Annotated in this window: 23 protein-coding genes and 1 pseudogene; 17 read left to right on the top strand and 7 right to left on the bottom strand. The window is 57.2% G+C overall.

From position 1 onward, the window contains the following. Positions 1-15 precede the first annotated feature (15 nt). The 7 genes from JZX87_RS20300 (at position 16) to JZX87_RS20270 (ending at position 8,386) form a co-directional block, all read left to right on the top strand. Positions 16-1,638, top strand: coding sequence for an ABC transporter substrate-binding protein (locus JZX87_RS20300; RefSeq protein WP_206827597.1), 1,623 nt, complete (start codon positions 16-18; stop codon positions 1,636-1,638). A 50-nt stretch (positions 1,639-1,688) separates the two neighbouring features. Then, positions 1,689-2,705: an ABC transporter permease gene (locus tag JZX87_RS20295; protein WP_206827595.1), complete on the top strand. Its 1,017-nt coding sequence runs from the start codon at positions 1,689-1,691 to the stop codon at positions 2,703-2,705. After that, positions 2,702-3,574: an ABC transporter permease gene (locus JZX87_RS20290; protein WP_206827593.1), complete on the top strand. Its 873-nt coding sequence runs from the start codon at positions 2,702-2,704 to the stop codon at positions 3,572-3,574. Before JZX87_RS20295 ends, JZX87_RS20290 begins: the two co-directional genes overlap by 4 nt. Beyond that, the gene (locus JZX87_RS20285; protein ID WP_206827592.1) at positions 3,571-5,226 is read left to right on the top strand and encodes a dipeptide ABC transporter ATP-binding protein; all 1,656 of its coding nucleotides are present in this window, start codon (positions 3,571-3,573) and stop codon (positions 5,224-5,226) included. Before JZX87_RS20290 ends, JZX87_RS20285 begins: the two co-directional genes overlap by 4 nt. A gap of 62 nt (positions 5,227-5,288) precedes the next feature. Next, positions 5,289-6,611 (top strand): NtaA/DmoA family FMN-dependent monooxygenase, encoded by a 1,323-nt coding sequence (locus JZX87_RS20280; RefSeq protein WP_206827590.1) that lies wholly within the window; start codon positions 5,289-5,291, stop codon positions 6,609-6,611. Positions 6,612-6,659: 48 nt separating this feature from the next. Continuing rightward, positions 6,660-7,157: a hypothetical protein gene (locus tag JZX87_RS20275; protein WP_206827587.1), complete on the top strand. Its 498-nt coding sequence runs from the start codon at positions 6,660-6,662 to the stop codon at positions 7,155-7,157. Positions 7,158-7,939: 782 nt separating this feature from the next. Continuing rightward, entirely contained in the window at positions 7,940-8,386 is a 447-nt protein-coding gene (locus JZX87_RS20270; RefSeq protein ID WP_206827585.1) for an RrF2 family transcriptional regulator, read from the top strand. A 380-nt stretch (positions 8,387-8,766) separates the two neighbouring features. Here JZX87_RS20270 and JZX87_RS20265 read toward each other — a convergent pair whose 3' ends face one another. Then, positions 8,767-9,816 (bottom strand): isopenicillin N synthase family dioxygenase, encoded by a 1,050-nt coding sequence (locus tag JZX87_RS20265; RefSeq protein ID WP_206827583.1) that lies wholly within the window; start codon positions 9,814-9,816, stop codon positions 8,767-8,769. Between the two features lie 493 nt (positions 9,817-10,309). Between JZX87_RS20265 and JZX87_RS20260 the strand changes: the two genes are divergently transcribed. Continuing rightward, positions 10,310-10,507 carry a hypothetical protein gene (locus JZX87_RS20260; RefSeq protein WP_183827660.1) on the top strand — a complete coding sequence of 66 codons (198 nt, stop codon included), beginning with the start codon at positions 10,310-10,312 and terminating at the stop codon, positions 10,505-10,507. 303 nt (positions 10,508-10,810) lie between these two features. On the opposite strand, the gene JZX87_RS20255 is transcribed toward JZX87_RS20260, so the two are convergent. Genes JZX87_RS20255 through JZX87_RS20245 form a run of 3 tightly spaced genes read right to left on the bottom strand, consistent with a single transcriptional unit; the run spans position 10,811 to position 14,117 of the window. Beyond that, complete coding sequence (locus JZX87_RS20255; RefSeq protein WP_206827581.1) at positions 10,811-11,887, bottom strand: amino acid ABC transporter permease; 1,077 nt, start codon at positions 11,885-11,887, stop codon at positions 10,811-10,813. After that, a complete protein-coding gene (locus JZX87_RS20250) occupies positions 11,884-13,068 on the bottom strand; it encodes an ABC transporter permease subunit (RefSeq protein WP_206827576.1) in 1,185 nt (394 codons plus the stop codon). The genes JZX87_RS20255 and JZX87_RS20250 overlap by 4 nt, the downstream gene beginning before the upstream one ends. A gap of 17 nt (positions 13,069-13,085) precedes the next feature. Further along, positions 13,086-14,117 carry an amino acid ABC transporter substrate-binding protein gene (locus JZX87_RS20245; protein WP_206827575.1) on the bottom strand — a complete coding sequence of 344 codons (1,032 nt, stop codon included), beginning with the start codon at positions 14,115-14,117 and terminating at the stop codon, positions 13,086-13,088. A 335-nt stretch (positions 14,118-14,452) separates the two neighbouring features. On the opposite strand from JZX87_RS20245, the pseudogene JZX87_RS31420 reads away from it, so the two are divergent. Next, positions 14,453-14,592 (top strand): annotated as a pseudogene (locus JZX87_RS31420) (alkanesulfonate monooxygenase); the annotation flags it as partial. Between the two features lie 4 nt (positions 14,593-14,596). Here JZX87_RS31420 and JZX87_RS20240 read toward each other — a convergent pair. Further along, complete coding sequence (locus JZX87_RS20240; protein ID WP_206827574.1) at positions 14,597-14,935, bottom strand: hypothetical protein; 339 nt, start codon at positions 14,933-14,935, stop codon at positions 14,597-14,599. Between the two features lie 48 nt (positions 14,936-14,983). Here JZX87_RS20240 and JZX87_RS20235 point away from each other — a divergent pair, with 48 nt between their 5' ends. From JZX87_RS20235 to JZX87_RS20215, 5 genes are all read left to right on the top strand, one after another. Then, on the top strand, positions 14,984-15,421 hold the full coding sequence (locus JZX87_RS20235) for a PPC domain-containing DNA-binding protein (RefSeq protein ID WP_206827573.1): 438 nt from the start codon (positions 14,984-14,986) through the stop codon (positions 15,419-15,421). A gap of 66 nt (positions 15,422-15,487) precedes the next feature. After that, the gene (locus JZX87_RS20230) at positions 15,488-16,084 is read left to right on the top strand and encodes an ECF transporter S component (protein ID WP_206827572.1); all 597 of its coding nucleotides are present in this window, start codon (positions 15,488-15,490) and stop codon (positions 16,082-16,084) included. Beyond that, positions 16,084-16,848, top strand: a complete 765-nt coding sequence (locus JZX87_RS20225) for an energy-coupling factor transporter transmembrane component T family protein (RefSeq protein WP_286194965.1) — start codon at positions 16,084-16,086, stop codon at positions 16,846-16,848. The genes JZX87_RS20230 and JZX87_RS20225 overlap by 1 nt, the downstream gene beginning before the upstream one ends. Then, a complete protein-coding gene (locus JZX87_RS20220) occupies positions 16,845-17,696 on the top strand; it encodes an energy-coupling factor ABC transporter ATP-binding protein (protein WP_206827570.1) in 852 nt (283 codons plus the stop codon). The genes JZX87_RS20225 and JZX87_RS20220 overlap by 4 nt, the downstream gene beginning before the upstream one ends. Beyond that, entirely contained in the window at positions 17,683-18,423 is a 741-nt protein-coding gene (locus JZX87_RS20215; RefSeq protein WP_206827568.1) for an energy-coupling factor ABC transporter ATP-binding protein, read from the top strand. The genes JZX87_RS20220 and JZX87_RS20215 overlap by 14 nt, the downstream gene beginning before the upstream one ends. Positions 18,424-18,496: 73 nt before the next feature. Here JZX87_RS20215 and JZX87_RS20210 read toward each other — a convergent pair whose 3' ends face one another. Together JZX87_RS20210 and JZX87_RS20205 are read right to left on the bottom strand one after the other, a co-directional pair. After that, positions 18,497-19,684, bottom strand: a complete 1,188-nt coding sequence (locus JZX87_RS20210) for a YeeE/YedE family protein (protein ID WP_206827566.1) — start codon at positions 19,682-19,684, stop codon at positions 18,497-18,499. Positions 19,685-19,768: 84 nt separating this feature from the next. Next, entirely contained in the window at positions 19,769-20,689 is a 921-nt protein-coding gene (locus tag JZX87_RS20205; protein ID WP_206827564.1) for a sulfurtransferase, read from the bottom strand. 700 nt (positions 20,690-21,389) lie between these two features. On the opposite strand from JZX87_RS20205, the gene tauA reads away from it, so the two are divergent. The 3 genes from tauA to JZX87_RS20190 are packed head-to-tail and all read left to right on the top strand — an operon-like array spanning position 21,390 to position 24,100. Then, entirely contained in the window at positions 21,390-22,403 is a 1,014-nt protein-coding gene (gene tauA / locus JZX87_RS20200; RefSeq protein WP_206827562.1) for a taurine ABC transporter substrate-binding protein, read from the top strand. Between the two features lie 54 nt (positions 22,404-22,457). Continuing rightward, on the top strand, positions 22,458-23,249 hold the full coding sequence (locus JZX87_RS20195; RefSeq protein WP_206827560.1) for a taurine ABC transporter ATP-binding protein: 792 nt from the start codon (positions 22,458-22,460) through the stop codon (positions 23,247-23,249). Next, positions 23,246-24,100 (top strand): ABC transporter permease subunit, encoded by an 855-nt coding sequence (locus tag JZX87_RS20190; protein WP_206827558.1) that lies wholly within the window; start codon positions 23,246-23,248, stop codon positions 24,098-24,100. The genes JZX87_RS20195 and JZX87_RS20190 overlap by 4 nt, the downstream gene beginning before the upstream one ends. Positions 24,101-24,185: the final 85 nt, after the last annotated feature.

Genomic DNA, 24,185 nt, shown 5'->3' with positions numbered 1-24,185 from the left:
TCACGGAGTTTACGCATGTTCGATCGCAGACAATTCATTCTCGCCGGCACCGCGCTACTGGCTCTTGCCGCCGCCCCGGTTGCCTCCCTGGCGCAGGACGCGAAACCTGTCAGCGGTGGTGTGCTGACCTGGGGCGTGGAAACCGATCCTGCCACCCTCAACCCACAACTCAACGGTCAGGACAAGACCAAGCTTTTGTTGCGCAACGCCTATGAATCGCTTTTGGCCCGCACAGCCGACGGCGGCTACGTGCCGTGGCTTGCCAGCGGTTACGAGATTTCCAAAGACGGTAAGACCTATACGTTCAAGCTGCGTAGCGACGTCACTTTTACCGACGGCCAGAAATTCGATGCGAAGGCGGTGGTTGCCAATTTCGAAAAGCTCCGGGATCCGGCATATTCGACCAGTGTCAGTGCAGGGCCTGTCTCGCGCATTGCCGAGTTGAAGGCCGTCGATGACCACACGGTGTCCTTCACGCTCAAGGCCATTTACGCGCCTTTCCTCGATTATGTTGCGGGGCTGGAAATCCTGTCGCCGGCGGCATTTTCCTCGTCGCAGATCAAGTCTGGCGGGCCGGAGATAGCCGGTACCGGGCCGTTCATCCTCAAGCGCTACGTCAAGGGGCAGGAAATTCAGTTCGAGAAGAACCCGGCCTATGCCTGGGCACCATCGACAGCCGCTCATCAGGGGCCGGCCTATCTTGATCAGGTAACCTATCGCTTCCTGCCAGAATCCTCCGTGCGCACCGGCGCGCTGACATCGGGCCAGCTCGACGTGATCGAGGGTATTTCGGGCAATGATGCAGCACTCTTCAAGGAAAATCCGGATTTCACCTACCGGACAGCACTGAATACCGGCACACCCTATTCGCTTTTCCTCAACGTCACCTGGGGGCCAACCCAGGACGTGAAAGTCCGCAAGGCACTGCTCGCCTCTCTCGATATCGACAAGGTTCTGCAGGCCGTCTATCGCGGTGAGCGCACACGGGCATGGGGCATTACCTCGCCGATTGACCCGCAATTTTACGACAAAAGTATCGAAAAAACCTATGGCGCCGATGCCGAGATCGCCAACGGCCTGCTCGACGATGCCGGCTGGAAAGACAGGGACGCGGAAGGTTTTCGTGTCAAAGACGGCAAGCGCCTGACAATCGAGGTCGTGCAGGCGCAGGCGACGGTGCGTGACCAGCGTGATGTACTGCTACAGGCCCTGCAGGCGCAGGCGCGGCAGGTCGCGGGCATCGATCTCGCTATCAATTATGTCGATGCCGGCACCTATACCGAACGCCGCAAGACCGGCGAATTCGGCTCGATCGCCAATTCCAACACACCGACGGATGCGATTGATATCGAATACCATTACCTGCCGCTCGATAAGGGTGGAACGATCAACTACAGCCGCGCCTCGGCACCGGAACTGGCCGCATGGCTGAGCGAAGCCGCCTCGACGCTCGATCAGAAGAAACGCTTCGAAATCTACACCAAGCTGCAGCGTTTCGCGATTGTCGAAGAAGCTTATGCCATCCCGCTCTATGAGCCGGAAGATCAGATTGCTGCTGCAAGCCATGTGAAGGGGATCAGCTTCCGGCCGTTCAAGCAATTGCCCGAAAGCTCCTACGACATCTGGAAAAGCGAATAGTCCGACATGCTCACACGGCAGACCGGAGAAAAAGTGCAGGAGCGGATGGCATGACTGCTGACGATGTGACGACCCTTGGCCACGCACCCGTGGCCAACTACCGCCGTAGGCATTTTCTTGCGCGAAGCGGCCTGCCGATGCAGGTACTTGGTCGTATCGGTTCGGGCATTCTCGTTCTCTGGGCAGCGGTGACGCTAAGCTTCATCAGCGTCCAGCTCGCACCCGGCGATATCGTCAGTCTGTTGATCGGCGAACAAATCCGCACGCCGGAAGTGGAGGCTGCGATCCGTGCCGAGTGGGGGTTGGACCAGTCACTGCTGGAACAGTATCTAGCTTATCTCGGACGGCTTTTACAGGGCGATTTCGGGCGGTCCTATATTCTCCAGACCGATATTTCCGGTCTTGTTGCATCACAGATGCTGCCAACGCTGAAGCTGACAATCGCTTCACTTGCCGTCGCCATCATTTTTGCCATCGCCAGTGCGGTGCTAACCGCCGGCAAGCGTATTCCGCGTAGTATTGCCGGAGGGCTCGAACTGACACTGATCTCGACGCCGACCTTCTGGCTCGGTATCCTTTTGCTTTATGTCTTCTCCTTCACGTTAAAAGTCTTTCCGGTTTCTGGAGACAGAAACCTTTCAGCACTCGTGCTGCCTGCCTTGTCGCTCGGGCTCTCGCTCGGCGCCGTGCTCGGGCAGGTGCTGCGGGAAGGATTGGAGCGGGCGCTGGAGGAACCGTTCGCGCTGACCGTTCGCAGTTGGGGTGCGAGCGATCTCGGGCTGCGGCTTCGCCATGGTCTACGCCATGCGGCACTGCCGGCCGTGACGCTGGCCGGCTGGCTGGTCGGAAATCTTCTCTCCGGCGCGGTCATCACCGAAGCGGTGTTCGGGCGGCCGGGGCTTGGGCGCATCACCGTCGACGCCGTTCTGGCGCATGACATGCCGGTCGTGCTGGCCGTCGCCATCCTCTCAGCGCTCATTTACGTGACGATGAGTACGCTGGTGGATATCCTTTATCTCCTGCTCGATCCACGTTTGCGTAACGAGGGTGGGAGGGCGAAGGCATGAGCGTTTTCTTCGATCATTCACTGACTGTGGCGGGCCGTTCGAGAAAGATAGTCACTGCATTTCTTTCCCGGCCGGGTGTCGTGCTTTCATCGCTGTTCCTGGTTTTCGTCGCAACAGCAACCTTCTGGCCGCAGCTCGTCACAGCCGACAATCCGCTTTTGGCCGATCCGATCAAATCGCAGTTGCCGCCGTCTGCCGAACACTGGTTCGGGACCGATCATCTGGGCCGCGACGTGTTTTCCCGCGTGGTCTACGGGGCTCGCTATTCGATCCTGATCGGTGTCAGTGCGATTGCCATAGCGGCGTTGGCAGGGTCCTTTCTCGGGCTGGTCGCGGGTTTGACGCGCGGCATTGTCGACGAGGCCATTTCGCGTTTCCTCGATGTCGTCTCCTCCTTTCCCGACTTGCTTCTGGCGCTGGTGCTGATCTCGTTTACTGGGCCGGGAACCGTCAATCTCATCTTTGCTCTGGGTGTCGCCTCCGTGCCGCGTTTTGCCCGTGTCGTGCGTGCGCAGACCTTTGTCATAGCCAAGAGCGGTTATGTCGAGCAGGCGAAAACCTTCGGGCTCGGGCGTAATACGTTGGTCATTCGCCACGTTCTGCCGCACGCGATCGCGCAGGTGCCGATCCTTGCAACGATCGGCCTCGGCTCCACGATCATCCAGGCGGCTGGCTTGAGTTTTCTCGGCATGGGGCCGCAGCCGCCGATACCCGAATGGGGCGCCATGCTGGCGGAGGCGCGCAATTATCTTCGTGTCGCGTGGTGGATCGGGGTGTGGCCGGGCGTGGCAATCACACTCACGGTCATCGCCATCAGCATTCTCGGCAAACGCTGGCAACTCGCATTCGAGGGCAGGAGGCAGGCATGACGCCACTGATCGATGTGCGCAATCTGAAGATCGGCTTTCCGCGCGACGGTGAGCAAAACACCGTCGTGCAGGGTATCGACCTGACCATCCATCGCGGTGAAACCGTTGCGCTTGTCGGTGAATCCGGTTCGGGAAAATCGGTGACGGCCAGGTCGCTTATCGGACTTTCCGGAAATACGGCCAGCGTCTCTGCCGACAGGTTCGAAGTTTCGGGCAAGGATGTTCTTTCGTTTCGTGAAACCGACTGGCGTTGCTTGCGGGGTCAGGAGATCGGTTTCGTGCTGCAGGATGCGCTGGTGTCGCTCGATCCGTTACGCCGCATCGCCCAGCAGCTTTCCGATGCCGCCGGACGGCGAAAGCTGTTCTCGCGCTCACGACCGGGTCTGGACAGCAACCTGCTGCTGAAATCTGTCGGAATTCCCGATCCCGACCGGCGACTGCGGCAATATCCGCATCAGCTTTCCGGCGGCTTGCGACAGCGGGCGCTGATCGCCACGGCCATCGCACGAAATCCGTCGCTGCTGATCGCAGACGAACCGACGACGGCGCTGGATGCCACCGTGCAGAAACAGATCCTCGACCTTCTGGCCGAGCGGCGCAAGGCCGGGCACACACTGCTTTTGATCAGTCATGATCTGGCAGTCGTCTCGCGCCTTGCCGATCGGGTGCTAGTGATGAAGGAAGGCCGGATCGTCGAGGAAGGATTGACAGCGGAGCTGTTGCGCGATCCGCGCCATCCTTACACGCGCCAGCTCCTCGATGCCGTGCCTTCAGCCGGTTCGAAAGGTTTTCGGCTTTCGGCTTCGGTGACAACGTCTGCTGAAGATCATGTCAAAGGAGGGGTGCCACGCGCGGCACGTATCCCTCTGCCTTCAAAAACGGTGCATGCCGGCACCCACGTTCTTTCGGTCCGTAACCTCGTCAAACATTACGGCGGCCCCGAAAGCACGCCGGTCGTCAATGATGTTTCTTTCGATCTGTCCGACGGCGAGGCGCTCGGCATCGTAGGCGAATCCGGGTCAGGCAAGACAACCGTCGCCAAAATGGTTCTGGGACTTGTTGAGCCGGAGGAAGGCGAGGTTTTCGTCGATGGCCAATTGTGGAGCAACGTCGCCGAAAATACTCGCCGGCCACGCCGCAGCATCATGCAGTTGATCGCCCAGGATGCGTTCAGTTCCTTCGATCCACGCTACACGGTGGAAAAGATCGTCGGCGAAAGTCTCGATGTGACCGGCCTCTTTGGCGCGGAGCGACGTGACCGGGTGCTGGAAGTGCTCGAGGCGGTGCGGCTTAGCGGCGACTTTCTCAAGCGGTATCCGCGCGAGCTTTCGGGCGGCCAGCGCCAGCGTGTAGCGATTGCCCGCGCCTTTGCACCCCGGCCAAGGCTGCTCATCGCCGACGAGCCGGTCAGCGCGCTGGATGTTTCCGTGCAGGCACAGGTTCTTGATCTTCTGGCCGAACTTCAGGCCGCTTCCGGTACATCGCTTCTGTTCATCTCTCACGATCTCGGCGTCGTGCATCACCTCACCGATCGTGTGCTGGTGATGAAGGACGGCCGAATCGTCGAAAGCGGCGATGTGGCTCAAGTGTTTTCTGCGCCGCGGCATGGCTACACACGAACACTGATCGAGGCCGTGCCGACGCTCGCCTGAGCTGCCGGATGGCCGTGGCGAACAAGTTTTACGACATCACATTCATTCAGGAGAAACCCATTATGGCACTCAATCGCCCCCGCCGCTTGAAAACGCTTACCGGTGCCAGCAGCGTGATTGCGGCATCGAACGACCCTACACCTACGACCGGGATAAACCGAGCGGTAGCACTGGCGAAAAAGGCTGAGGCGGAGAAGATAACTGGCCTTTTTACTGCCGATCTGCTTCATATCGATCCGGCCGGCCTTGCCGGAACGGCGGGCATTCAAGAGCCGATCGTCACGCTTTCGGCACTCAGCCAGGCAACATCGCAGATCGGCCTGATCGCCACGATCTCCACCACGTTTCATCACCCGTACAACCTCGCCCGCCAGATAGGAACACTCGATCACTTGAGTGGCGGCCGCGCTGGATGGAATGCGGTCACATCCTCGGTCGGCGAGGAGAATTTCGGCGAGACCTTGCCGAGCCCAGAAGAACGCTATGCCCGTGCCGCCGAGTTTATCGAAGTGGTGAACGCACTTTACGATGCCAATGACCGTGATGTCGCCCAGCGTCGCGCAAGCGGGGCTATCACGGTGGATCATGCGAAATTTCATCCCATTGCCTACAAGGGCAGGCATTTCGACGTGCAAGGCCCGCTGAACGTGCCGCCACTGCCACAGGGCAGGGCTGTGCTTTTCCAGGCCGGGCAGTCGGAAGCGGGCGTTAACGTCGGCGCGCGGTATGCCGAAGTGGTCTATACATCGCAGCCGCGTCTAGACGATGCGATTGCCTTTGCCATCGAACTGCGGCGCCGCGCCACCGGTTTCGGAAGGGCTGCGGGCCTGCCCTTCATCATGAATTCCTTCCACGCCGTGATCGGCGAGAGCGATGCGGATGTCGCACGCCGGCTGAAGGAGAAGCACGAAAAGATCGACTACGAACAGGGTCGTCTGAAACTGGCCGACATGCTGGGCGGCGGATTGGATCTCTCTGAACTACCACTTGATGAACCTTTGCCGGATACGTTGCTTCCAGAGGTAACGAGCATCAACCGCCGTCGGGGCCGGGTGGAGGTGTTCAGGCGTTATGCCAAGGAAGGGCTCACGCTGCGCGAGTTGATCATCCAGGCGCAGGAAACGGGGCACTGGTCGCTAGCCGGAACGCCCGAACAGCTCGTCGATGCGATCGAGGAACGTTATCGCGCGGGCATTCTCGACGTTCTTTCGCTTCACGGCTTCGGAAATCCGGAACAGGAGGATTTGCTCGTGAACGGGCTCCTGCCGGAACTGCGCCGCCGTTCGATCATCGATACGGATTACGTCGGTGACGACTTCCGATCCAATCTCGAATTGCCCGGCCTGGGAGACCAGGCTGTAACGCCGCAAAGATTGGCCAGGTAATCTACGCGACGCCGTGAAAAACGAGGCGAGACGCGTGCCCGAGACGTCGTGAGCGCCACGACGTCCACCAGCGGGTTGGATTGTCTCACGACCAATCTGGAAATGCTGACAATGACTGCGAGCGAATTCTACCGTCAGCCGATGCGTCGCCGCCTGAAGGATACGACGGGCAAGAAACCGCGGACATTGATCCGGGTATTTGTGTCACCCGGCAAGTTGAAGGAACCCATCGCATATTACGAAAATCTTCAGGATGTGGAACACGACGCCTTTTTTCCTTTTGCGGAAGTCGGTCTGTATCTGGCGATGGTCGGCTCGTTCCTCATTATCGAAGGCACTGACGAACAACTTTCTCTCTTCCGTGAGACGACCGGGACCGTACTGGTTGATGGCGTTCAGTCATACTTCGAAAAGTTTGTGGAGGAAGGTGCAGAATTCGTCTGGGACCTCCATGAGGTGCCGACAGGTCGGGCTTTCAATGTTCGCCATCGTGACGGAACGGTCTTCGAATATGTTCATCATCGCCCCGACAAGAATGGACGATAGTGGCGACGACGAAACGGATGACTAGTTGCTCGGCCAGTTGTCGTTGACGATCGTAGGTTGGAGATCTGTCCAGATCCTCGCTCTCACGCTTGCGTGCGCAGGGGTCAGAACATGTTCTTACTGCTCCAGGAGAAGCATTGTGCCGCTTGTTTTCTCCCGGCGATGGCAGTGGGCTGTTCGCTGCCATGTTTACGCGGAGCTATCTTTCGTTTGGTGTTCCGGTCGTGATTGCCGGCGCGGGCATCCCGTCAATCGGCCTTCACGCAAAGGTTTCGGCCTATGGAACGTAGATTGTCCTCATGGCTTCAACGGTAGGAATGTTGCCACAGCGCAACACCCGCCGCGGGTGATTCAGGTGCAGATGGCAGTCTGCCGAATTTAAAGACTTGTCTTTGCATTGGAAATGTCTCGCTCTCGTCGTCGATCATGTCTGAATAGTGTTTCGCTTCGTGTCGACATGCGCATTGGATTTTCGAGATCGCGACAACAGGAAAGGCTTGCCACATTCATCGCGGGGTGTAGACCGCGATGATGGTGATGCCGGGCCGACTTTCGAGGATCCGACTTTGTTCGGGCCTCTCAGGTTGGAAAGGATAACTACTGAGGAGCTGAAAGTTGGAAGCCTGTTGTCTATAACCCGGGGAGCCGCTGTCTGGACCAAGCCACCGATCAAGCCCGGGTACCCTCAACAACCCTTTGTTGAACGTTTTCTCCAACTCCTGTATCGGTCAGCATGACCCGGTGATTGCGCGGTTATTGCTCATGTGGAATTTTGAACCTCGATGCTGACAAAAAAGGGAAAATACGGCCTCAAGGCACTGGTTCATCTGGCGCAACTCGAGCCTGGCAAAACGGCTTTCGTGAGCGAAATTGCCGAGCAGAACAACATCTCCAAGAAATTCCTCGATGCGATCCTTCTGGAATTGCGTAAGGGTGGGATACTGCGCTCGAAAAAGGGCCCAGGCGGAGGCTATGCCCTGTCTAAGCCGGCGTCGGAGATTTCGATTGGCCAGGCTGTCAGGATTCTCGATGGTCCGCTTGCACCGATACGTTGCGCCAGCAAGACGGCTTTTGAGGCGTGTGATGATTGCGATCACCCTGATGACTGTCAGGTACGCCATTCGATGATGGAGGTCCGCGATGCCGTCTCCGAGGTCCTGGACAAAATGACACTTGAAGAAATGGTCGCAAAGCGCTCCACATCCTCGGTGAAGATGGCAAACGGCTAGACGCTGCAGGTCATTTTCGGCAATCGATATCCTGATATGACGCGAGATGTTCGACGGGTTGGACCAATATCGGCATTCAACTGCCATATTCCAGGCGTGTCATTCTCCGCATGGACAACGTCATTTACCCCACGAAGACATCTTCGGATCGGGTAATCCTCGGTCTGCAAGGGGCTTTTTCAGCATATTCGTTTGGGTCAAATGCAGGGCGTAACGCCTTACTTCCGGCCCATTAGCGACTGTGCCAACTGCTCTGTTCATGGCTGAAGGCAACCCCGGTCCCAGGAATTTGCGCCTGATCGAATCAGGCATATCGCGCGTCACGAAGATAGAATCCGTAAAATCGTCGATGAGCGTGGATGCATGAGGACCTGTCCGGGTCAGGTTGGTGCCCGCTGTTGTGGCAGAAGATCCGAGTGATGTGCCAGCGCGACATCCGGATGGGATCGCAGCCTGCTCTTGAGATGGTTCTGACCGACTTCTCTGAAAATCGGATTGAGGGGATCCACGGTGATGCCTCGCTCCAGCTTTTTCAGGTCTTCCGGCAATTCAACGACCGGAATGGTTGCGTCGTAGCGTGAGCCGAGGAAAAAGGCGACCGAAAATCGCTCAGTGCCAGCCGGCGGTGCGACGACATCGTGGATATCGGCACGCACGAAGCCGTTGGTGGCCAGTTCAAGCAATTCGCCGGTATTGATGATGAATGTGCCGGGAACCGGTGGCGCATCAATCCAGACACCGTCTTCGGTGCGGACGCGAAGCCCAGGCGTAGTATCCTGCAGAAGTACGGTGACGAAGCCGCCATCCTTATGGGCTCCGACCCCCTGGTCGCTTCGGGCGATTTCACGACCGGGGTAGCGGATGATTTTCAGAAGCTGGGATGGCTGTGGTTCGTAAATCTCGGCGAAGACGTTTTCCGCTTGGCCAAGAGCCGCTGCGATCGCTTTCAGAATGTCGATGCTGACACGGGTAACTTCCGCCTGGTATTCGAGAAGCAGCGGCTTGAGCTCAGGCAGTGCGGTCGGCCATTGGTTCGGTCCGAGCAGACGTTTCCACGCGGGCGTATCAGGACCGATTGCAACCGGTGTGCCTTCCGTGTTGATGTCCAATTGTTCGCGCCAGTCCGGCTCTCCGCGGGTACGTTCCTGCCCCGCACGGTTATACCCGCGAAAATGCGGTGAATTGACCATCTCGATCTTGAGTTTCTCTTCAAGGGGCAGAGCGAAGAAACGTTTCGCAGTGGAGACGACATCCTCGATCAGCGTCGGGCTGACACCGTGGCCTTTCAGATAGAAGAAGCCATGCTCATAAAGCACCTTGCGCAACTCGGCGACGAAAGCTTCTCTTCCTTCTGCCGTCCCGTGAAAGCGAGAAATGTCGAGGGTAGGGAGGGAGGTCTCGGTTTCGACCGCTGCAGAATCAATGGTCACGATCAGCCTCGTATTGTTAGAATGCCGGGCGAAATCTCGCCGTTGATCCCATGTTATTGTCTATAGAAAAAGTAGACAAAGAAGATAATCGCGAATATGCCCCATCGTGTAGAAAAGGTTTCCCGCCGGCTATACTCGAATAGATCACCCTTGATCTGCCGCGTCCCCGTGGCAAGCAAGGTGATTATATCGAGACGTACCGGCGACGGTTGCTTGAATCGTTCGATCGCTCATCGTGTCACGCGCTGAGGCGATATTTAGGCGTGGTTTGATGACCAATAGCCTGTCACCCATGCCCATCAGGATTCTCATTCCACGTCTTCCACCGAACTTCTTGCTTGTAAAAACTCGTGTTTCCTCATGTGTCGAAATTCGGGCAAGTTTGTCTCCGCTGACCGTGCAAATTAGTGCAGTATTTTAGTAGACAATATTGGAAATTGCCGTGGTTGCGGCGAAACTGTGCCGTATGTTTTCCAAGGTACGGAGGCTGACAATGATTGGCGGTGGTATTTCCCTTTTCGGTTTCGACCTATTCGGCCCGGTGCGCAAGGTCATAGCGAATGCGCGGGAAGAGGCACGATTGACGCCCGAAGCTTTTGCGCGGACGGCCAAGGAAGATCACGATGACCAGGAAACTGTGGAGCGTGACGACAACGTGACCCTGTTTTGGAGCGTTCATTTCGCTTACTAAGAGGAGGTTGTCATGGCGTTGGCTTTTGAGCGGCGTCCGGCGCTTCGCCGGGATATTAACAGGCTGCGAGTAACGTCAATTCACATCGAGAGATGGTTGGCGCATTGCGCAATAACTGGCGCATTTGCTTTCGTTGCAGGAACTCTGATCTTTCTCTGACAAATTCGCGGCTCCCTATAGGAGCCGCTTTTCATTGAGGCGCGACTTCTGGCCTTCGCGGGGGCATTTTGTTCAGGGCGGCGACGTTACCAAGAGCGTTTTTACCGTCTTGCTGATCTCGATAAATATCCTCCCGCAAACAGTTCATAGACGGGTGTCTGCTCGCAATCGGCGCTCCAGCCAGAGGCTGTACCGTGAAGCGCCAAAACACATCACGAAATAAACCAGCGCCACCACGAGATAGGCTTCGTTGTAAAAGCCCAGCCAATTGGGGTCAGTTGCCGAAGCACGGGCCGCATTCAGGAGGTCGAAAATTCCAATGACCGCCAGAAGTGAGGTGGCAAGCAGAAAGCCGATCGCGAGATTGACCATGCCTGGTATAACCAGCCTTAGCGCTTGTGGCAGAATGACCAACTGCATCGTGCGCCAGTAGCCAATGCCGAGAGCGGTCGCTGCTTCTTCTTGCCCGGATGGAATTGCTTGCAGTCCGGCGCGAACGACTTCGGCGATATAGGCTGCCCAGAACAGGGTTATCATGATCATGGCCCGGATCATTTTGTCGAAATGGGCACCGGGCAGTGCCATAGGCAGGATCAGCATGGCGACGTAAAGGATTGCCACCATGGGCGTCCCGCGCATGACTTCGATATACGCGATCGAAAATGTTCTCAAACCGCCGAGCCTGGAGCGCCGGGCGAGCGCCAGAAGGATCGCGATCGGCGTCGCCGCGGCAAAACAGACCGCCCAGACGAACAGTGTGACTGGCAAGCCGCCCCATTGATTTGAAGAGACCGGGGAAAGTCCGAACCCACCTGTGAGCAAAAGCCAGCATGCAGCTACCGCGAGGGGCCATGCGAGCAGCAGTTCCTTGCGCCATAAACGGGGCAGGGCGCTGGCAGATAGCAAGCTGACGAGGATCAGGATGACGGCAATCGGCCGCCACTGAAGCTCCTGCGGATAAAAGGCGAGAAACATGAAGCGGAGCTTCGCTATAACAAATGCCCAGCACGCGCCATCGCGCGCGGCACAGGCCGTCTGAGCGCCGCTCCATGTGGCTTCGAGAAAAGCCCAACGGAAAAATGGTGGGACAAGCCATGCCAGCAGGGCAAGTGTCACAAGCGTGACGATCGTATTGATGGTCGATCCGAACAACCCCACGCGCAAGGCCGAAAAGCGCTTCCTTGTCAGGCGCCGAACCTCCAATTGTGATGCAACGGTCATCGCGCCATCCCTTTCAACGCAACGCGCCTGTTGTACTCGTTCATTAGTGCCGAGACTGTGAGATTGATGGCGAGGTAGGTTCCGATCAGGATGAGTAGCGCCTCCAGTGATTGGCCTGTCGTGTTGGCCGTGGTGTTGACGATGCTGACGAGGTCGGGATAGCCAATCGCCACTGCAAGGCTCGAGTCCTTGGTCAGGTCGAGATAACTCGACGTCGTCAGTGGCGTGATGACACGCAGCGCCTGCGGCAGGACGACCAGATGCATGATCTGGCCGTTGTGCAATCCCAGAGATCTTGCTGCCTCCCATTGCCCCCGATTGACGGATTGGATGCCTGCACGAACGATTTCGGCGATGACGGCCGAGAATTTTACGACGAGGCCGGTTAGCAGTGCGGCAAATTCCGGGGAAAGATTATAGCCGCCTTTAATGTTGAAACCTGAAAGCGCCGGGGCCTCGAACGTGATGTCGATGCGGCCAAGGTGAAGGACTGCCGCGACCGCCGACAGGATTCCCAAGCCGGCCAGAATGGCATTACGGCCATTGAACTTGCCCGCTCGGAACAGAACAAGAAGCATGACCGCGTAGACTGCAGTGGTCGCTGCAAAGGCTGCGGGTAACCCCATGGCCAGGTCTTCGGCCTTTATCGACGGAATATAGACCCCGCGGTTCGTCAGATAGACGGAGCCGAGAAGGGCGACTGCCTGCCGCGGAGCGGGAAATGCCTTTGCCAGCGAAATCCAAAAGAACAGTTGCAGCAACAGCGGCGTGTTGCGGACGACCTCGATATACCAGCGTACCAATGCCGCAAGCAGGAGATTACCGGAGAGCCCGGCGACGCCGATCATGACACCGAGGAAGGTCGCCAGAACACAGCCGAACAGGGAGACCTTGAGTGTGTTGATAAGGCCGACAACGATGGCCCGAATATATGGATCGCTTGCGGTGAACGGGATCGTGCTTTCGCCAATCTCGAAATTCGTCGACCGCCAAATAAAATCAAAGCCCGGAGAGATGCCGATACGCTGCATCGTGTCGCCGACGTTTATTGTCAGGTATACGATCAGGGCCACGAAAAACCCCAATATGACGAGTTGAAGCAGGGCCCGGCCACCCCACCACATCTGCAACCGGCGATGAAAGCCGGGCCTGCGGGGGCCCGGCGTCGCAATGATCGACATAAGCAATGATTGCCTTCTCAGCGGAACGGCGGAGAATAGAGCAGACCGCCATCCGTCCATAGACGGTTGTAACCACGATCCCAGCCAAGCGGTTTCAGATGACGATCAAAGATCTCGCCATAATTGCCGACCGTCTTGATGATGTTGTAGGCCCATTTCGGATCAAGGCCGATTGCTGCGCCCAGCGCCGGATCGACGCCGAGGAAACGCTGGATGGCAGGATCTTCCGACTTCAGGAATTCATCGACATTCTTGGAAGTTATACCCCATTCCTCGGCCTGGATCGTGGCATTGACCGTCCAGTTGACGATTTCCAGCCAGCGGTCGTCACCGCCCGCAATGGCGGGCGCAAGCGGCTCCTTCGACAGGCGCTCGGGCAGAACGATGTAGTCATCCGGTTTCTTGAGCTGGGTGCGTTTGCCGACGAGGTCGGACGAGTCCTGGGTGATGGCATCGACACGTCCGGATTCGAGTGCGGCGATGAACTGTCCGGTATCCTCGATCGTTACCGGCGTGAACTTTTTGCCGGTCTTGCGGAAAAAGTCAGCCACGTTGAGTTCACCGGTCGTGCCGCTTTGTGCGCCAATCGTTGCGCCATCGAGATCCGCAGCTTTTGTGACGCCGAGATCCTTGCGGACGAGAATGCCCTGGCCGTCATAAAAGATCGTCGGGCCGAAGTGGAAACCGAGCTTGAACGCTCGCGTAACGGTCACGGTGACACCCGAAAGCAGGATATCGAATTCGCCGCTCTGCAGTGCGGGAAGGCGCTGTTGTGGAGAGGAATTTGTGAACTCGACCTTGTCGGGATTGCCGAATACCGCGATCGACAGCGCGCGACCGTAGTCGATGAAGAAACCCTGCCATTTGCCAGCGCTGTCCGGCGAGAAAAAGCCGGGCGTCGTGCCCACGCCTACCTTGATCGTGCCGCGCTGATTGATCTTGTCAAGCGTCGGTCCGGCGTTGGCAGGGGCAGAAAGGCATAGCGCCGAAACCACTATTGCAGCGATCGCCGGTTTCAGCGCGGCGCGAATAAGTCCTTGGGATATCATATGAAAAACTCCTGATGACAATCAGGCTCCTGCCAGCGGTTTGTCCCCCGATGTGCCGAACCTGATATTACATTAATTTAATGGACTATTTTCGCGAGGGAGGGCTTTGCCGAAATAAGCGAGCTTTAGAAAAGGCATTTGCTTAATATCGCGGCACTCGGGATGAACTTGCTAAGGCTGACTGTCCGTTAGCGACTACAAATTCATTGCGCCGTCTCCCGAAGGGTCGGGAAGCTCCCGCGTGGCGCATAAACGAATGCGTGTGGATCTTCGCCGCTTACCTTTCATTCCTTCGCAGCACGATAGGCCGTTCGGGTTTCTCCAAAGCTGCAGGCCGTTGTTGGACCGCTACGGCCTTGGTCGGCTCACCGAAAACGATCTCTGCTCGGCTGCGGGAATGTCGGTGCCTCGGGATTGATACCGTTCGCATCCGGGCTATCCTCATCTCGAGGAGGCATTTTGCGTAGCCGATCTCAAAGTCAGGCAACGGGCCTTGTGAAGGTCCTGGCATGGTGGCGGCTGTTGACCATACCCAATCTCAGCCTGTCAGGGCTCTGGCATCCAGATGCGAAAATATCATCTTCATCATGCCGATTCATCGACCATAATTGTTTAAGTGCGGCGGCGAGCGCAGAAATAAAAAATCTATAAAAATTATAGAATATTTGATCTGCTCGATACCTGATCCAAGCAGAGGGCATCGCTCCGATAACGCCGATTTCCAATTCAACACCGAAGGATGGACACCAGCCATCCGCCAGCATGTCGCTTGCGTCGCGCCGTCGACAGAAGCTCCCTTCATTCACAAGACGGCGCATTACGGTGCCGTCCTCAATTGCATCAGATAAATCTAGAAAAGGTGAGTAATGAGTGAGTATGCGAACGCGCCATCAAGCGACGCGCGCTTTTATGCGGTCCGATTGAAACCTGGCCAGGACGTCGTCAAGGAACTGAGGGCCTTCGTCAAGGCCAACAGTCTCAAGGCCGTTTCGATTGTATCGGTTGTCGGAAGTCTGAACACGGCGCTGCTCCGCTATGCAAATACAGGCGTCTGGGCCGAAGTCAGCGGGCATTTCGAGATCGTTTCGCTGGTCGGTACGATCGACGAGAAGGGCGAGCATCTTCATATCTCGCTTTCCGACCGGACAGGAAAAACGATAGGCGCCCATTTCGGCGAGGGGTCGGCTGTCTACACGACGGCGGAAATCACGCTCGCGGAATTCACCGATTTGTCGTTCCGCCGTGAACTCTGCCCGCAATCGGGCTGGGAAGAACTTGTGGTCGAACCACGCTCATCCATCTGAACATCAACGAGCGCATCAGTCTGGTCGGGGCCAGGCCGATGCGGCGCTCAATAGGGGGTAATATCCATGTCAACTACAACCAGAACCTATTTCGATACCAAGGTTCTTGCACTTATCGCAGTGGCAATCGTGATCAACATCGTTGGCGGTCAATTTAATGATCTGCTGCGTTTGCCGATTTTCCTGGATTCGATCGGGACGATATTGGTGGCGGTGCTGGCAGGCCCCATCGCCGGCGCGATAACCGGCATATTCACCAACGTGATCATCGGGTTGATCTTTGCACCCGTTGCTGCCGCCTTCGCACCGGTCGCGCTGGTCATCGGCCTTGTTGCAGGTCTGCTGGCGAGAGCCGGCTGGTTCAAGACGATCTGGCAGACCGTGATTTCCGGCGTTGTCGTCGCAGCTGCACTAACCGTCGTAGCCGTGCCGATCCGGATCTATCTTTTCGGCGGTGTCACAGGCTCCGGTGCCGATTTCTTCGTTGCGTATTTCTCAAGCGTTGGCCAGACCCTGGTCAGTTCGGTCGCATTCACGGTTTTCGGTGCGAACGTTGCCGACAAGGTACTTTCCGCGTTGCTTGTCTGGGGCCTGGTTCGGCAGTTGCCGGAACGACTGACGGGCGGTTACGACTATTTGAAGTTCAGCAGAGCTTCTGTTTGATGCTGAATACATCCATTTATTGCCCGGGGAAGAGTGTGCTTCACCGGGCAAACCCGTTAACGAAATCAACCGCATTGCTTGCCCTCGTGGCGACATCTTTCATTTTGCCGCCGCTGATGCTCTGGATGTCAAGTGCGGCCATACTCCTGATCGGCGCATTTTCCGGGGTGGGACGAAATCTTGCCTGGCGGTACGTCGTTCTTTCGCTTCCATTTACCGTCGCTGTCTTCATCTTTCACGGCGCCATCCTTCCTCGGCCCGACATGAAACCGGCACTGGGCTGGTTGTTCTACAGCTCGACCGGCCTGGATCATGCGTCGCTTGTCGGCGGGCGGATTTCGCTGATCCTGTCCGCATCGTTGCTGTTCGTGTCGACCACTGCGCCCGCAACACTGCTTCGCGCATTGGATGCTGCGCGCTGGCCGCCCGGCCTTTCCTTTCTTCTTGCAAGTCCGCTCCTGCTTCTGGATCAGTTTACCGCACGGGCAAAAGCGATCAGCAACGCTCAGCAGGCGCGCGGGCTGAGGGTCGATGGCACGCCTTGGCGGCGTCTGCAGGCATTGCGCATGCTGCTCGTCCCACTCTTGACTTCCGCACTCGCTGACGCCCAGGAGCGGTCCCATGTGTTGACGGCACGAGGGTTCAGGGCTCTGCCCTCCCGGACTGTGGTCGATCCACCTGCAGATTCGCTATCACAGCGAGTTCTACGCTGGTTGCTGACCGTTCTCACGGCAACGGGAATCGTGATTGTGGTGTTGCGATGATCGAGGTAATCGGCCTTCACGCGGGATTTGCATCCCGTGAGGTACTCAAGGGTGTCTCCCTGCGGGTCACCCAGGGAGAGCGGATTGCCGTTCTGGGCGGCAACGGTTCCGGTAAATCAACGCTTGCGGGATGGCTGGCAGGCTGGTTCAGTGGTGGCACTCACCGACTTACCGCAGGCCGCTGCCTGTGGAACGGCAGGCCGTGGGAGGACTACAGCCTGGCGGAGCGCGCCGCCACCGTTCAGTTGGTCGGACAGTTTCCTGCGCAGCATATTTCCGGACGCGCCTTTACGGTAGCCGAAGAGATTGCGTTCGGCCCCGAAAACCTGTGTCTCCCGACGCATGAGATCATTACGCGGCGCGACGAAGCTCTCTCGTCCTGCCGTTTGGCACATCTTGCTGACAGGGATCCCTTCACCCTGTCTGGCGGAGAGCAGCAGCGATTGGTGATCGCCTCGGCGCTTGCCCTTCGCCCGAAAGCCCTGATCCTCGACGAGCCATTCTCCAATCTCGATCCGGAGGCCCGTTCTCACACGCTTTCAGTCCTGAACGCTCTGCCTTCGGAAGTCAGCGTGATCATCATGGACACAAGTCCGGATACGGTTCTTGGATGGGCCAACCGGTTGCTCGTTCTCCATGAGGGAAGGCTTTGCGAGATGGAAACCATGCGTGCTGCGCTTTTTGATCCGGCTGTGATTGCAACAATCGGGCTGCCTTCCGTGACGCGAGGCTTTCTTGAGATTCGACCGGCCTTGGAAGCCGCAGAGCAGGTATCGCAAAGTAATCTTCCATTGACCCTGGATGAGGCAGCCGCGATTTTGAGGAGATCAAGAAGTGCTCGAGCTTAGGAAACTTGGCTTTGCCTATCAGGGCCAGCCGGCATTGTTCGATGGCATCAGCGCGATTGTCCCGGATGGGCATATCCTTGCGATCGTCGGTCGAAACGGGGCAGGCAAGAGCACTCTATTCAGGATCATCAACGGCCTTCTCAGGCCGCAGAGCGGCGATGTTCTGGTTGACGGGATATCGACGTCTGGCAAAAAGATATTCGAGATCGCGGCTTACATGGGGACAGTGTTCCAGTCTCCGGAGCAGCAATTGTTTGCAGCACGCGTCGAAGACGAGGTGGCTTTCGGGCTGCAACAGCTCGGATTGTCGACGGAGAAGATATTGGAGCGAGCGACCGACGCTCTGAACCGAACATCCCTGCTGGACCAGAGCGCGCAGCATCCCCTTGATCTTTCGGCTGCCGAAAGACGGTTTCTGGCGATAGCATCCGTACTCGCAATGGCGCCCCCCGTCTTGCTGCTCGACGAAGCTCAAAGAGGGCTTGATCGGGTGTGGACCGAACGACTGGAGGATGTTCTTGGCGCAGAGCGGGCGGCGGGCAAGTCGATCATCATGATCTGCCACGATATGGATTTCGTCGAGCGAAATGCCGATACTGTTCTGGCGTTGGGAGGTCTTAATCCGTGCCAGATCCCTGTGTCGGAGTTTTTCTCCGACAAGAAGCTCCTGACTGAAGTATCCGTGGAACCGCCGGTCATCTATCGTCTGCGGGAATTCATGACTTAACTCCGTTATGTCATGGTGATTTTGGGGGACTGATGACTGATATCGTGCAACAGGTGAACGCTTGTTGGCGCGACTAACGGGAAGCTTGCCGATCGGCAAATGCTTTCCGCACGGCCAGCCCGAACCACGCCCCGACGGTGCAGAAAACCAGAAAAATCCAGCCGGAAAGGGCGCCTGCGTGAATGCCCGACAGCAAAACGCCAACGGTGCAGCCGAGTGCAATCATGCTTGCCCAGCCCATCATGATACCGCCAAGCAGGCGGGTGATGAGCCCACGAAAGTCCGGCCAAGAAGGCTTGAACTGATCGGCGATCAAGGCACAGGAGAAACTGGCAAGCACAAGCCCTCCAACGAAAACTCCATTGGGCGACAGAATGCCTTGCTTGACGGCGCTGATGCAGCCACGGAGCGTGTCGAGCCCGGGCAAGCCTTCTGGCAAAACGGAAAGGCGTATTGCCGCAGTCCGGACGATACTTCCGAGCTCCGCGGTCACGCCGAGCGGTGCGACACGAAAATAGGTAAACGCGCTGATCGCTGCGACAAATATCCCTGTTGCGACAGGAGACCACCGTGCAGTCCATACCCTCTTCAGCGGTGACAGTCGCCCCTGATCCTCGGCTGGGGTGTTGGACGTCATGGGAGCTATCTTCAGTGCCGCCACCGTCAAGAGCAGCAGAGCCACAAGCGTTGCAATCAGCGAACCCGCATAACCGAGATGGTGTGGCAGCCAAACCGGAGGATCGTCGAAGACCGTGAAAGTATATAGCCGGGGCCATGTCAGGAAGCCGAGAAGGAAGCCTATGGCAGCGCCGCCGATCGCAGCGAGCGAGCCGAAAGCGCCCTCTCCGAGGCGATAGAAATGGGCGGAGAGACAAGATCCTGATAAGGCCATCCCTAAGCCGAAGACGAAAGCTGCGAGCGCCAGTATGTAGCCTGCAGGACCGATATGCGCGCCAGGGGGAAGGCGGCCTGCGAGCGGTAGCGGCATCCATGCCGTGATGATGATCTGATAGAGCACGGCGCCGGCACCGAGTGCCACGAGTATGGCAATCGCACCATTGCTGCTGCGTCTTTCGAACAGGTCGCGAAAATTGCACAGGAAGCAGAAGCGGCCGCGTTGCAGGACGATGCCGAAGGCGGATCCTGCCAGCAGTGAGAATGCAAGAGCCCGGCCTTCTGCATCGACGGCCAGGATGTAACTCGCCGTGAGAAGGCCTGCGAGGATGATTGCAGCCGGCACGATGGCCATTCGAAAAGTCATGCTTCAAAGCCTGTTGAACCGTACTTCTGCCGGACAGCTCTCACGAGAGTTGTCCGGCAGGACCAATTGGATGCAGTGGCGGGATTATTTGCCGGTCCAGATCGTTCCGGAAGGATTGCTGACCGGTACTCCGACCGCATTTCCATATTCGGTCCAGGAGCCATCATAATTGCGAACGTCGTAGCCGAGGATTTTCTTCAGCGCGAACCATGTGTGGCTGGAGCGTTCGCCAATGCGGCAATAGGTGATGATCGGCTTTGAACCGTCCACGCCTTTCGCTGCGTAGAGAGACTTGATTTCGTCTGCCGTCTTGAATGTCCCGTCGGCATTGACGATGGAGCCCCAGGGAACATTGACGGCACCGGGGATGTGACCGGCCCGAACCGACAGCTCCTTCACGCCTTCCGGCGCGAAAATCTTGCCGGAATATTCATCGGCAGAACGGATGTCGATCAGCTTGATATCGTGTTTGCCTTCCGCGACCGCGACCACATCGGTGAACCGGGCGCGCACGGACGGATCCCGGTCCTTGATCTTGAGGTTGGTTGCGACACGCTCCGTGGCCTTGCTGTCGAGTGGAAGACCTTTCGCCTCCCAAAGCTTGCGACCGCCATCCAGCAGCTTGACGCGATCTCCCAGACCGTAGGTTTCAAAGACCCAGGCCCCCCAGGCGGCAAACCAGTTATTGTTGTCTCCATAAAGAACGATTGTCGTGTCCTCACCGACGCCGGCAGCCTGCAGATGCTTCTCGAAGGCTTCGCGGCTGGCAATATCGCGTCGTTCGCGATCGACAAGATCCGTATGCCAGTTGAGATTGGCTGCGCCGGGAATATGGCCCCGCTCATAGGCTCCCGTGTCGACGCTGACTTCGAAGATCCGTACCTTCGGATTGTCGAGGTTCTTTTGAACCCATTCGGCATCGACCAAGGCATCCGAGGCATAAGCTGCCGTTGATGCCATAAATGCGATCAGCGCAGTGGAAATTGCAGTCTTGATTGCGGACATAACCTCACCCCTTTCAGTAAACGATGAGCAAGATGGCCGAACGGGCAGACGCTGATAAGGAACAAAAATCCATTAATTAAGTAGAAAATAAACAATGCAGCTTTATCGACTTTTGCGAGAAGATTATGAATCCATTCCGGATTATGATAGATAAATGCTCCCCGAGGTTGTGTTCGGCGCCGAGGTTGCTGAATTCCAACATCACGCACCTCACCTGGGATTGAGGTGAAAAACATTCCGAGGTGACATTCGGTGCGTGACTAAAATCAATCGTTTGAACGTCAATGAATTCCCCTATGCCGGCGAAAACAGCAAAGTCATTCCTTCATCCAACGCGCAGTTCCGCTTAGCCTTCCCTCGACCCGTCGCCTGCTATCCTTATGCGATTTGCTGATGGGCTGTTCCCTCTGGAGGCTGAAGCCTCACAACTATCAAGGGCGCCGTATATCGGTCGCCCTTCTTTTTTGCCTTGCTTGCGGTCTTTCCGATGCCCCCTTGTCGGGTAGTAAAAGGCCGACGTGCTGATCGGGATAACGACCGCAAGCAAGACAAAAAAGGGGCTCGTCGATCGATTGGGAATTTTCCTTATCCATTTATTCTATAAAAATAGCAGTTTTTTGCTGTCTTGCCGGCCTCATGCCCTCCTATTCTTTAGCCGTGGAAACAACAGGGGACCGGATATTTCCGGGCAGAGGGCAAAATGAACATCAAAACCATTCTTACGGCCGCGGTTTTTGGTATCGGCAGCGTCGTTGCGGCCGTCAGCGCTCAAGCCGCTGACAAGAAGGTCGTCGTCGCCTATCAGACCGACGCGCTTCCCTCATCCGTTGCCATTGCCAATGGCGAGTTCTCGAAGGAAACCGGCTACGAGATTGACTTTCGAAAGTTCAACTCCGGGGCCGAAATTTTTGCGGCGATCGCTTCCGGCGATGTTCAGGTCGGCTATGTCGGTTCGAGTCCGTTTGCTGCGGCTACGTCACGCGGGTTGGCGGTAAAGGCATTTTACCTTTCCTCCATCTCCGGCATCGACGAAGCGCTGGTTGTCCGCAATGGCTCAGGCATCGACAGTCTGTCGGACCTCAAGGGCAAGAAGCTTGCGGCAGCTCCAGTTTCGACCGACCACTATCAGCTTCTCGCATTGATCAAGTCTCTTGGCCTTACCGAACGGGATGTCCAGGTCTTTGCAATCTCGCAGCCCGAGATCGTTGCAGCGTTCAATCGTGGCGATCTCGATGGCGGCTTCGTCTGGGATCCGGCTCTGAGCGAACTCAAGAAGGGCGGCAAGGTTCTCGTCACGTCGAAGGAAGTCGCCGAAAAGGGCGCGCCGACCTTCTCCGCCTGGGTCGCGGCGAGCAAATTCAGCAACGACAATCCAGAGTTTCTGAAGAAATTCGCCGGTGTCATCAACAGGTATTACGCTTCGTTTGCAAAGGACAAGGCAGCCTGGAATGCTGACAGCGCCAACGCCAAGCAACTTGCCAAGCTTCTTGGCGGTACGGCCGAGCAGCAGGCTTCGGCACTCAACAACCTCAACCTGCTGACGCCGCAGGTGCAGGCATCTGCCGAATGGCTGGGTGGCGGAGAAAAATCAGGTGCCGCCAAGATCCTCAAGGACACTGCGCAGTTTCTGAAAGATCAGGGCAAGGTGACCGAAGTGCTGCCGAGCTATGCCGAATTCGTCACGGCCGATGCACTGGTCGGCGCCAGCAACTGATGAAACGGGACACCGGGTGAAAAACCTGGCGTCCCGACTTGAGAGAGACATCCCATGCTCAAGATCGAACGCGCGAGCGTCTATTTCAAAACCGACAAGGGCCGTGTCGTTCATGCGCTGGACCAGGTCTCACTCGATATTCCGGACAAGGGATTTGTCGTTGCTCTTGGTGCCTCGGGCTGCGGGAAATCGACACTCCTTAATGCCATTGCGGGCTTCCTGCCATTGTCCGACGGGTCAATCACACTCAATGGAAGATCGGTATCTGCACCGGGCTCGGATCGAGGCGTGGTTTTCCAGAAGGATACGTTGCTCCCCTGGAAGAATGTTATCGACAATGTCGCGCTCGGGCTGAAATTTGCGGGTGTCTCGAAGACTGAGCGAACACGTCGCTCCGCAGCACTGCTCGATCTGGTCGGGCTGAGCGATTTCGCCAAAGCCTTTCCTTACGAGCTTTCCGGCGGCATGCGCCAGCGGGTCGGTATCGCGCGGGCGCTTGCGGCCGATCCCGATACGCTTTTGATGGACGAGCCTTTCGGTGCGCTCGACAGCATGACGCGCGAGCAGATGCAGGAGCTTCTGGTCAATGTCTGGAAACAGACCGGAAAACGCATTTTCTTCATCACACATTCGGTCGAGGAAGCGCTCTTCCTCGGTACCCAGGTGATCGTCATGTCACCGAGGCCTGGCCGCATCGTCGCGCGCTTCAATCTCGACTTCGTCCGGCAGTTTGCCGACACGGGAGATGCGCGAGCGATCAAGACATCGTCAGACTTCAACAACCTGAGAGAAGACATCCGGGCGCTCTTACATGGCGGACAGGATGCAAGGAGCGCGGCGGAATGACGGATATCATTGAAACCGTACCGGGCATCGCCCTTCCGGAAGCGGAAAAGCCGCGCATTGTCGAGATGACCCGATTCGGTACGAGCGGCAGCAGGACATTTGCAATCAGCGTTCTGACTGCGCTTCTGATCATTTTCGCATGGTGGGGTGCCGCAAAGCTTGCAGTCGTGCCTCGTCTTTTCCTGCCGACACCTCAGGACGTGCTGACCCAATTCAACATTGTTTTACACGATGGTTATGCAGGCGCCTCGCTTGGTGAGCATATTACCGCAAGCCTGTTCCGCATTCTGACTGCGGCGGCGATCGCGATAACCACGGCCATACCGATCGGTCTTCTGATGGGTCTCAACAGGTGGGCAAAAGGCATCCTGGATGTGCCTATCGAATTTTACTGGCCTCTCCCGCCGCTCGCCTACCTGCCGTTGATGATCATATGGCTCGGCATCGGTGAGACTTCGAAGGTGACGTTGCTCGTTCTTGCCATGTTCGCACCCATCTGCCTTTCAGCACAGGCCGGTGTCAGATCCTTGCCCATCGAGCGGGTCAATGCCGCGCGATCTCTGGGCGCAAGTCGCCTGCAGCTTTTTCGCGACATCGTTTTTCCGACCGCATTGCCGGAAATCCTGACCGGCATCCGTATCGCACTTGGTGTCGGCTGGAGCACGCTGGTGGCCGCGGAACTGATCGCTTCCAATCAAGGCATTGGTTACGTAATCATGTCTGCGTCACATTTCCTCGCAACGGATGTCGTGTTTGTCGGTATTCTGATTATCGCTGCATGTGCGTTCGTATTCGGTCTGGCGGTTCGTTTGCTTGAGGTTCTGCTGGTGCCCTGGAAAGGTCGGCTCTGATCGTTCCGCGATACCTTCAAACAACATCCGACATGCGACGCCCGATCGCCATCCAGGTGGTGATGAAGGCGGATAATGGATGGCA

It is taken from the genome of Agrobacterium sp. Ap1 (assembly GCF_017313375.1).
GTDB lineage: Bacteria > Pseudomonadota > Alphaproteobacteria > Rhizobiales > Rhizobiaceae > Neorhizobium > Neorhizobium cellulosilyticum.
Note: the sequence above shows the minus strand (reverse complement) of the source record. Positions and strands in the feature narration are given on the sequence as shown.

Coding starts and splice junctions, on each gene's coding strand:
- JZX87_RS20250 (WP_206827576.1), bottom strand. CDS start 13,068: ATGTCGATCATTGCGACGCCGGGCCCCCGCAGGCCCGGCTTTCATCGC.
- JZX87_RS20190 (WP_206827558.1), top strand. CDS start 23,246: ATGACGGATATCATTGAAACCGTACCGGGCATCGCCCTTCCGGAAGCG.
- JZX87_RS20295 (WP_206827595.1), top strand. CDS start 1,689: ATGACTGCTGACGATGTGACGACCCTTGGCCACGCACCCGTGGCCAAC.
- JZX87_RS20210 (WP_206827566.1), bottom strand. CDS start 19,684: ATGACTTTTCGAATGGCCATCGTGCCGGCTGCAATCATCCTCGCAGGC.
- JZX87_RS20280 (WP_206827590.1), top strand. CDS start 5,289: ATGGCACTCAATCGCCCCCGCCGCTTGAAAACGCTTACCGGTGCCAGC.
- JZX87_RS20205 (WP_206827564.1), bottom strand. CDS start 20,689: ATGTCCGCAATCAAGACTGCAATTTCCACTGCGCTGATCGCATTTATG.
- JZX87_RS20270 (WP_206827585.1), top strand. CDS start 7,940: ATGCTGACAAAAAAGGGAAAATACGGCCTCAAGGCACTGGTTCATCTG.
- JZX87_RS20225 (WP_286194965.1), top strand. CDS start 16,084: ATGCTGAATACATCCATTTATTGCCCGGGGAAGAGTGTGCTTCACCGG.
- JZX87_RS20220 (WP_206827570.1), top strand. CDS start 16,845: ATGATCGAGGTAATCGGCCTTCACGCGGGATTTGCATCCCGTGAGGTA.
- JZX87_RS20195 (WP_206827560.1), top strand. CDS start 22,458: ATGCTCAAGATCGAACGCGCGAGCGTCTATTTCAAAACCGACAAGGGC.
- JZX87_RS20240 (WP_206827574.1), bottom strand. CDS start 14,935: ATGCGCCGTCTTGTGAATGAAGGGAGCTTCTGTCGACGGCGCGACGCA.
- JZX87_RS20300 (WP_206827597.1), top strand. CDS start 16: ATGTTCGATCGCAGACAATTCATTCTCGCCGGCACCGCGCTACTGGCT.
- JZX87_RS20260 (WP_183827660.1), top strand. CDS start 10,310: ATGATTGGCGGTGGTATTTCCCTTTTCGGTTTCGACCTATTCGGCCCG.
- tauA (WP_206827562.1), top strand. CDS start 21,390: ATGAACATCAAAACCATTCTTACGGCCGCGGTTTTTGGTATCGGCAGC.
- JZX87_RS20245 (WP_206827575.1), bottom strand. CDS start 14,117: ATGATATCCCAAGGACTTATTCGCGCCGCGCTGAAACCGGCGATCGCT.
- JZX87_RS20230 (WP_206827572.1), top strand. CDS start 15,488: ATGTCAACTACAACCAGAACCTATTTCGATACCAAGGTTCTTGCACTT.
- JZX87_RS20290 (WP_206827593.1), top strand. CDS start 2,702: ATGAGCGTTTTCTTCGATCATTCACTGACTGTGGCGGGCCGTTCGAGA.
- JZX87_RS20255 (WP_206827581.1), bottom strand. CDS start 11,887: ATGACCGTTGCATCACAATTGGAGGTTCGGCGCCTGACAAGGAAGCGC.
- JZX87_RS20285 (WP_206827592.1), top strand. CDS start 3,571: ATGACGCCACTGATCGATGTGCGCAATCTGAAGATCGGCTTTCCGCGC.
- JZX87_RS20235 (WP_206827573.1), top strand. CDS start 14,984: ATGAGTGAGTATGCGAACGCGCCATCAAGCGACGCGCGCTTTTATGCG.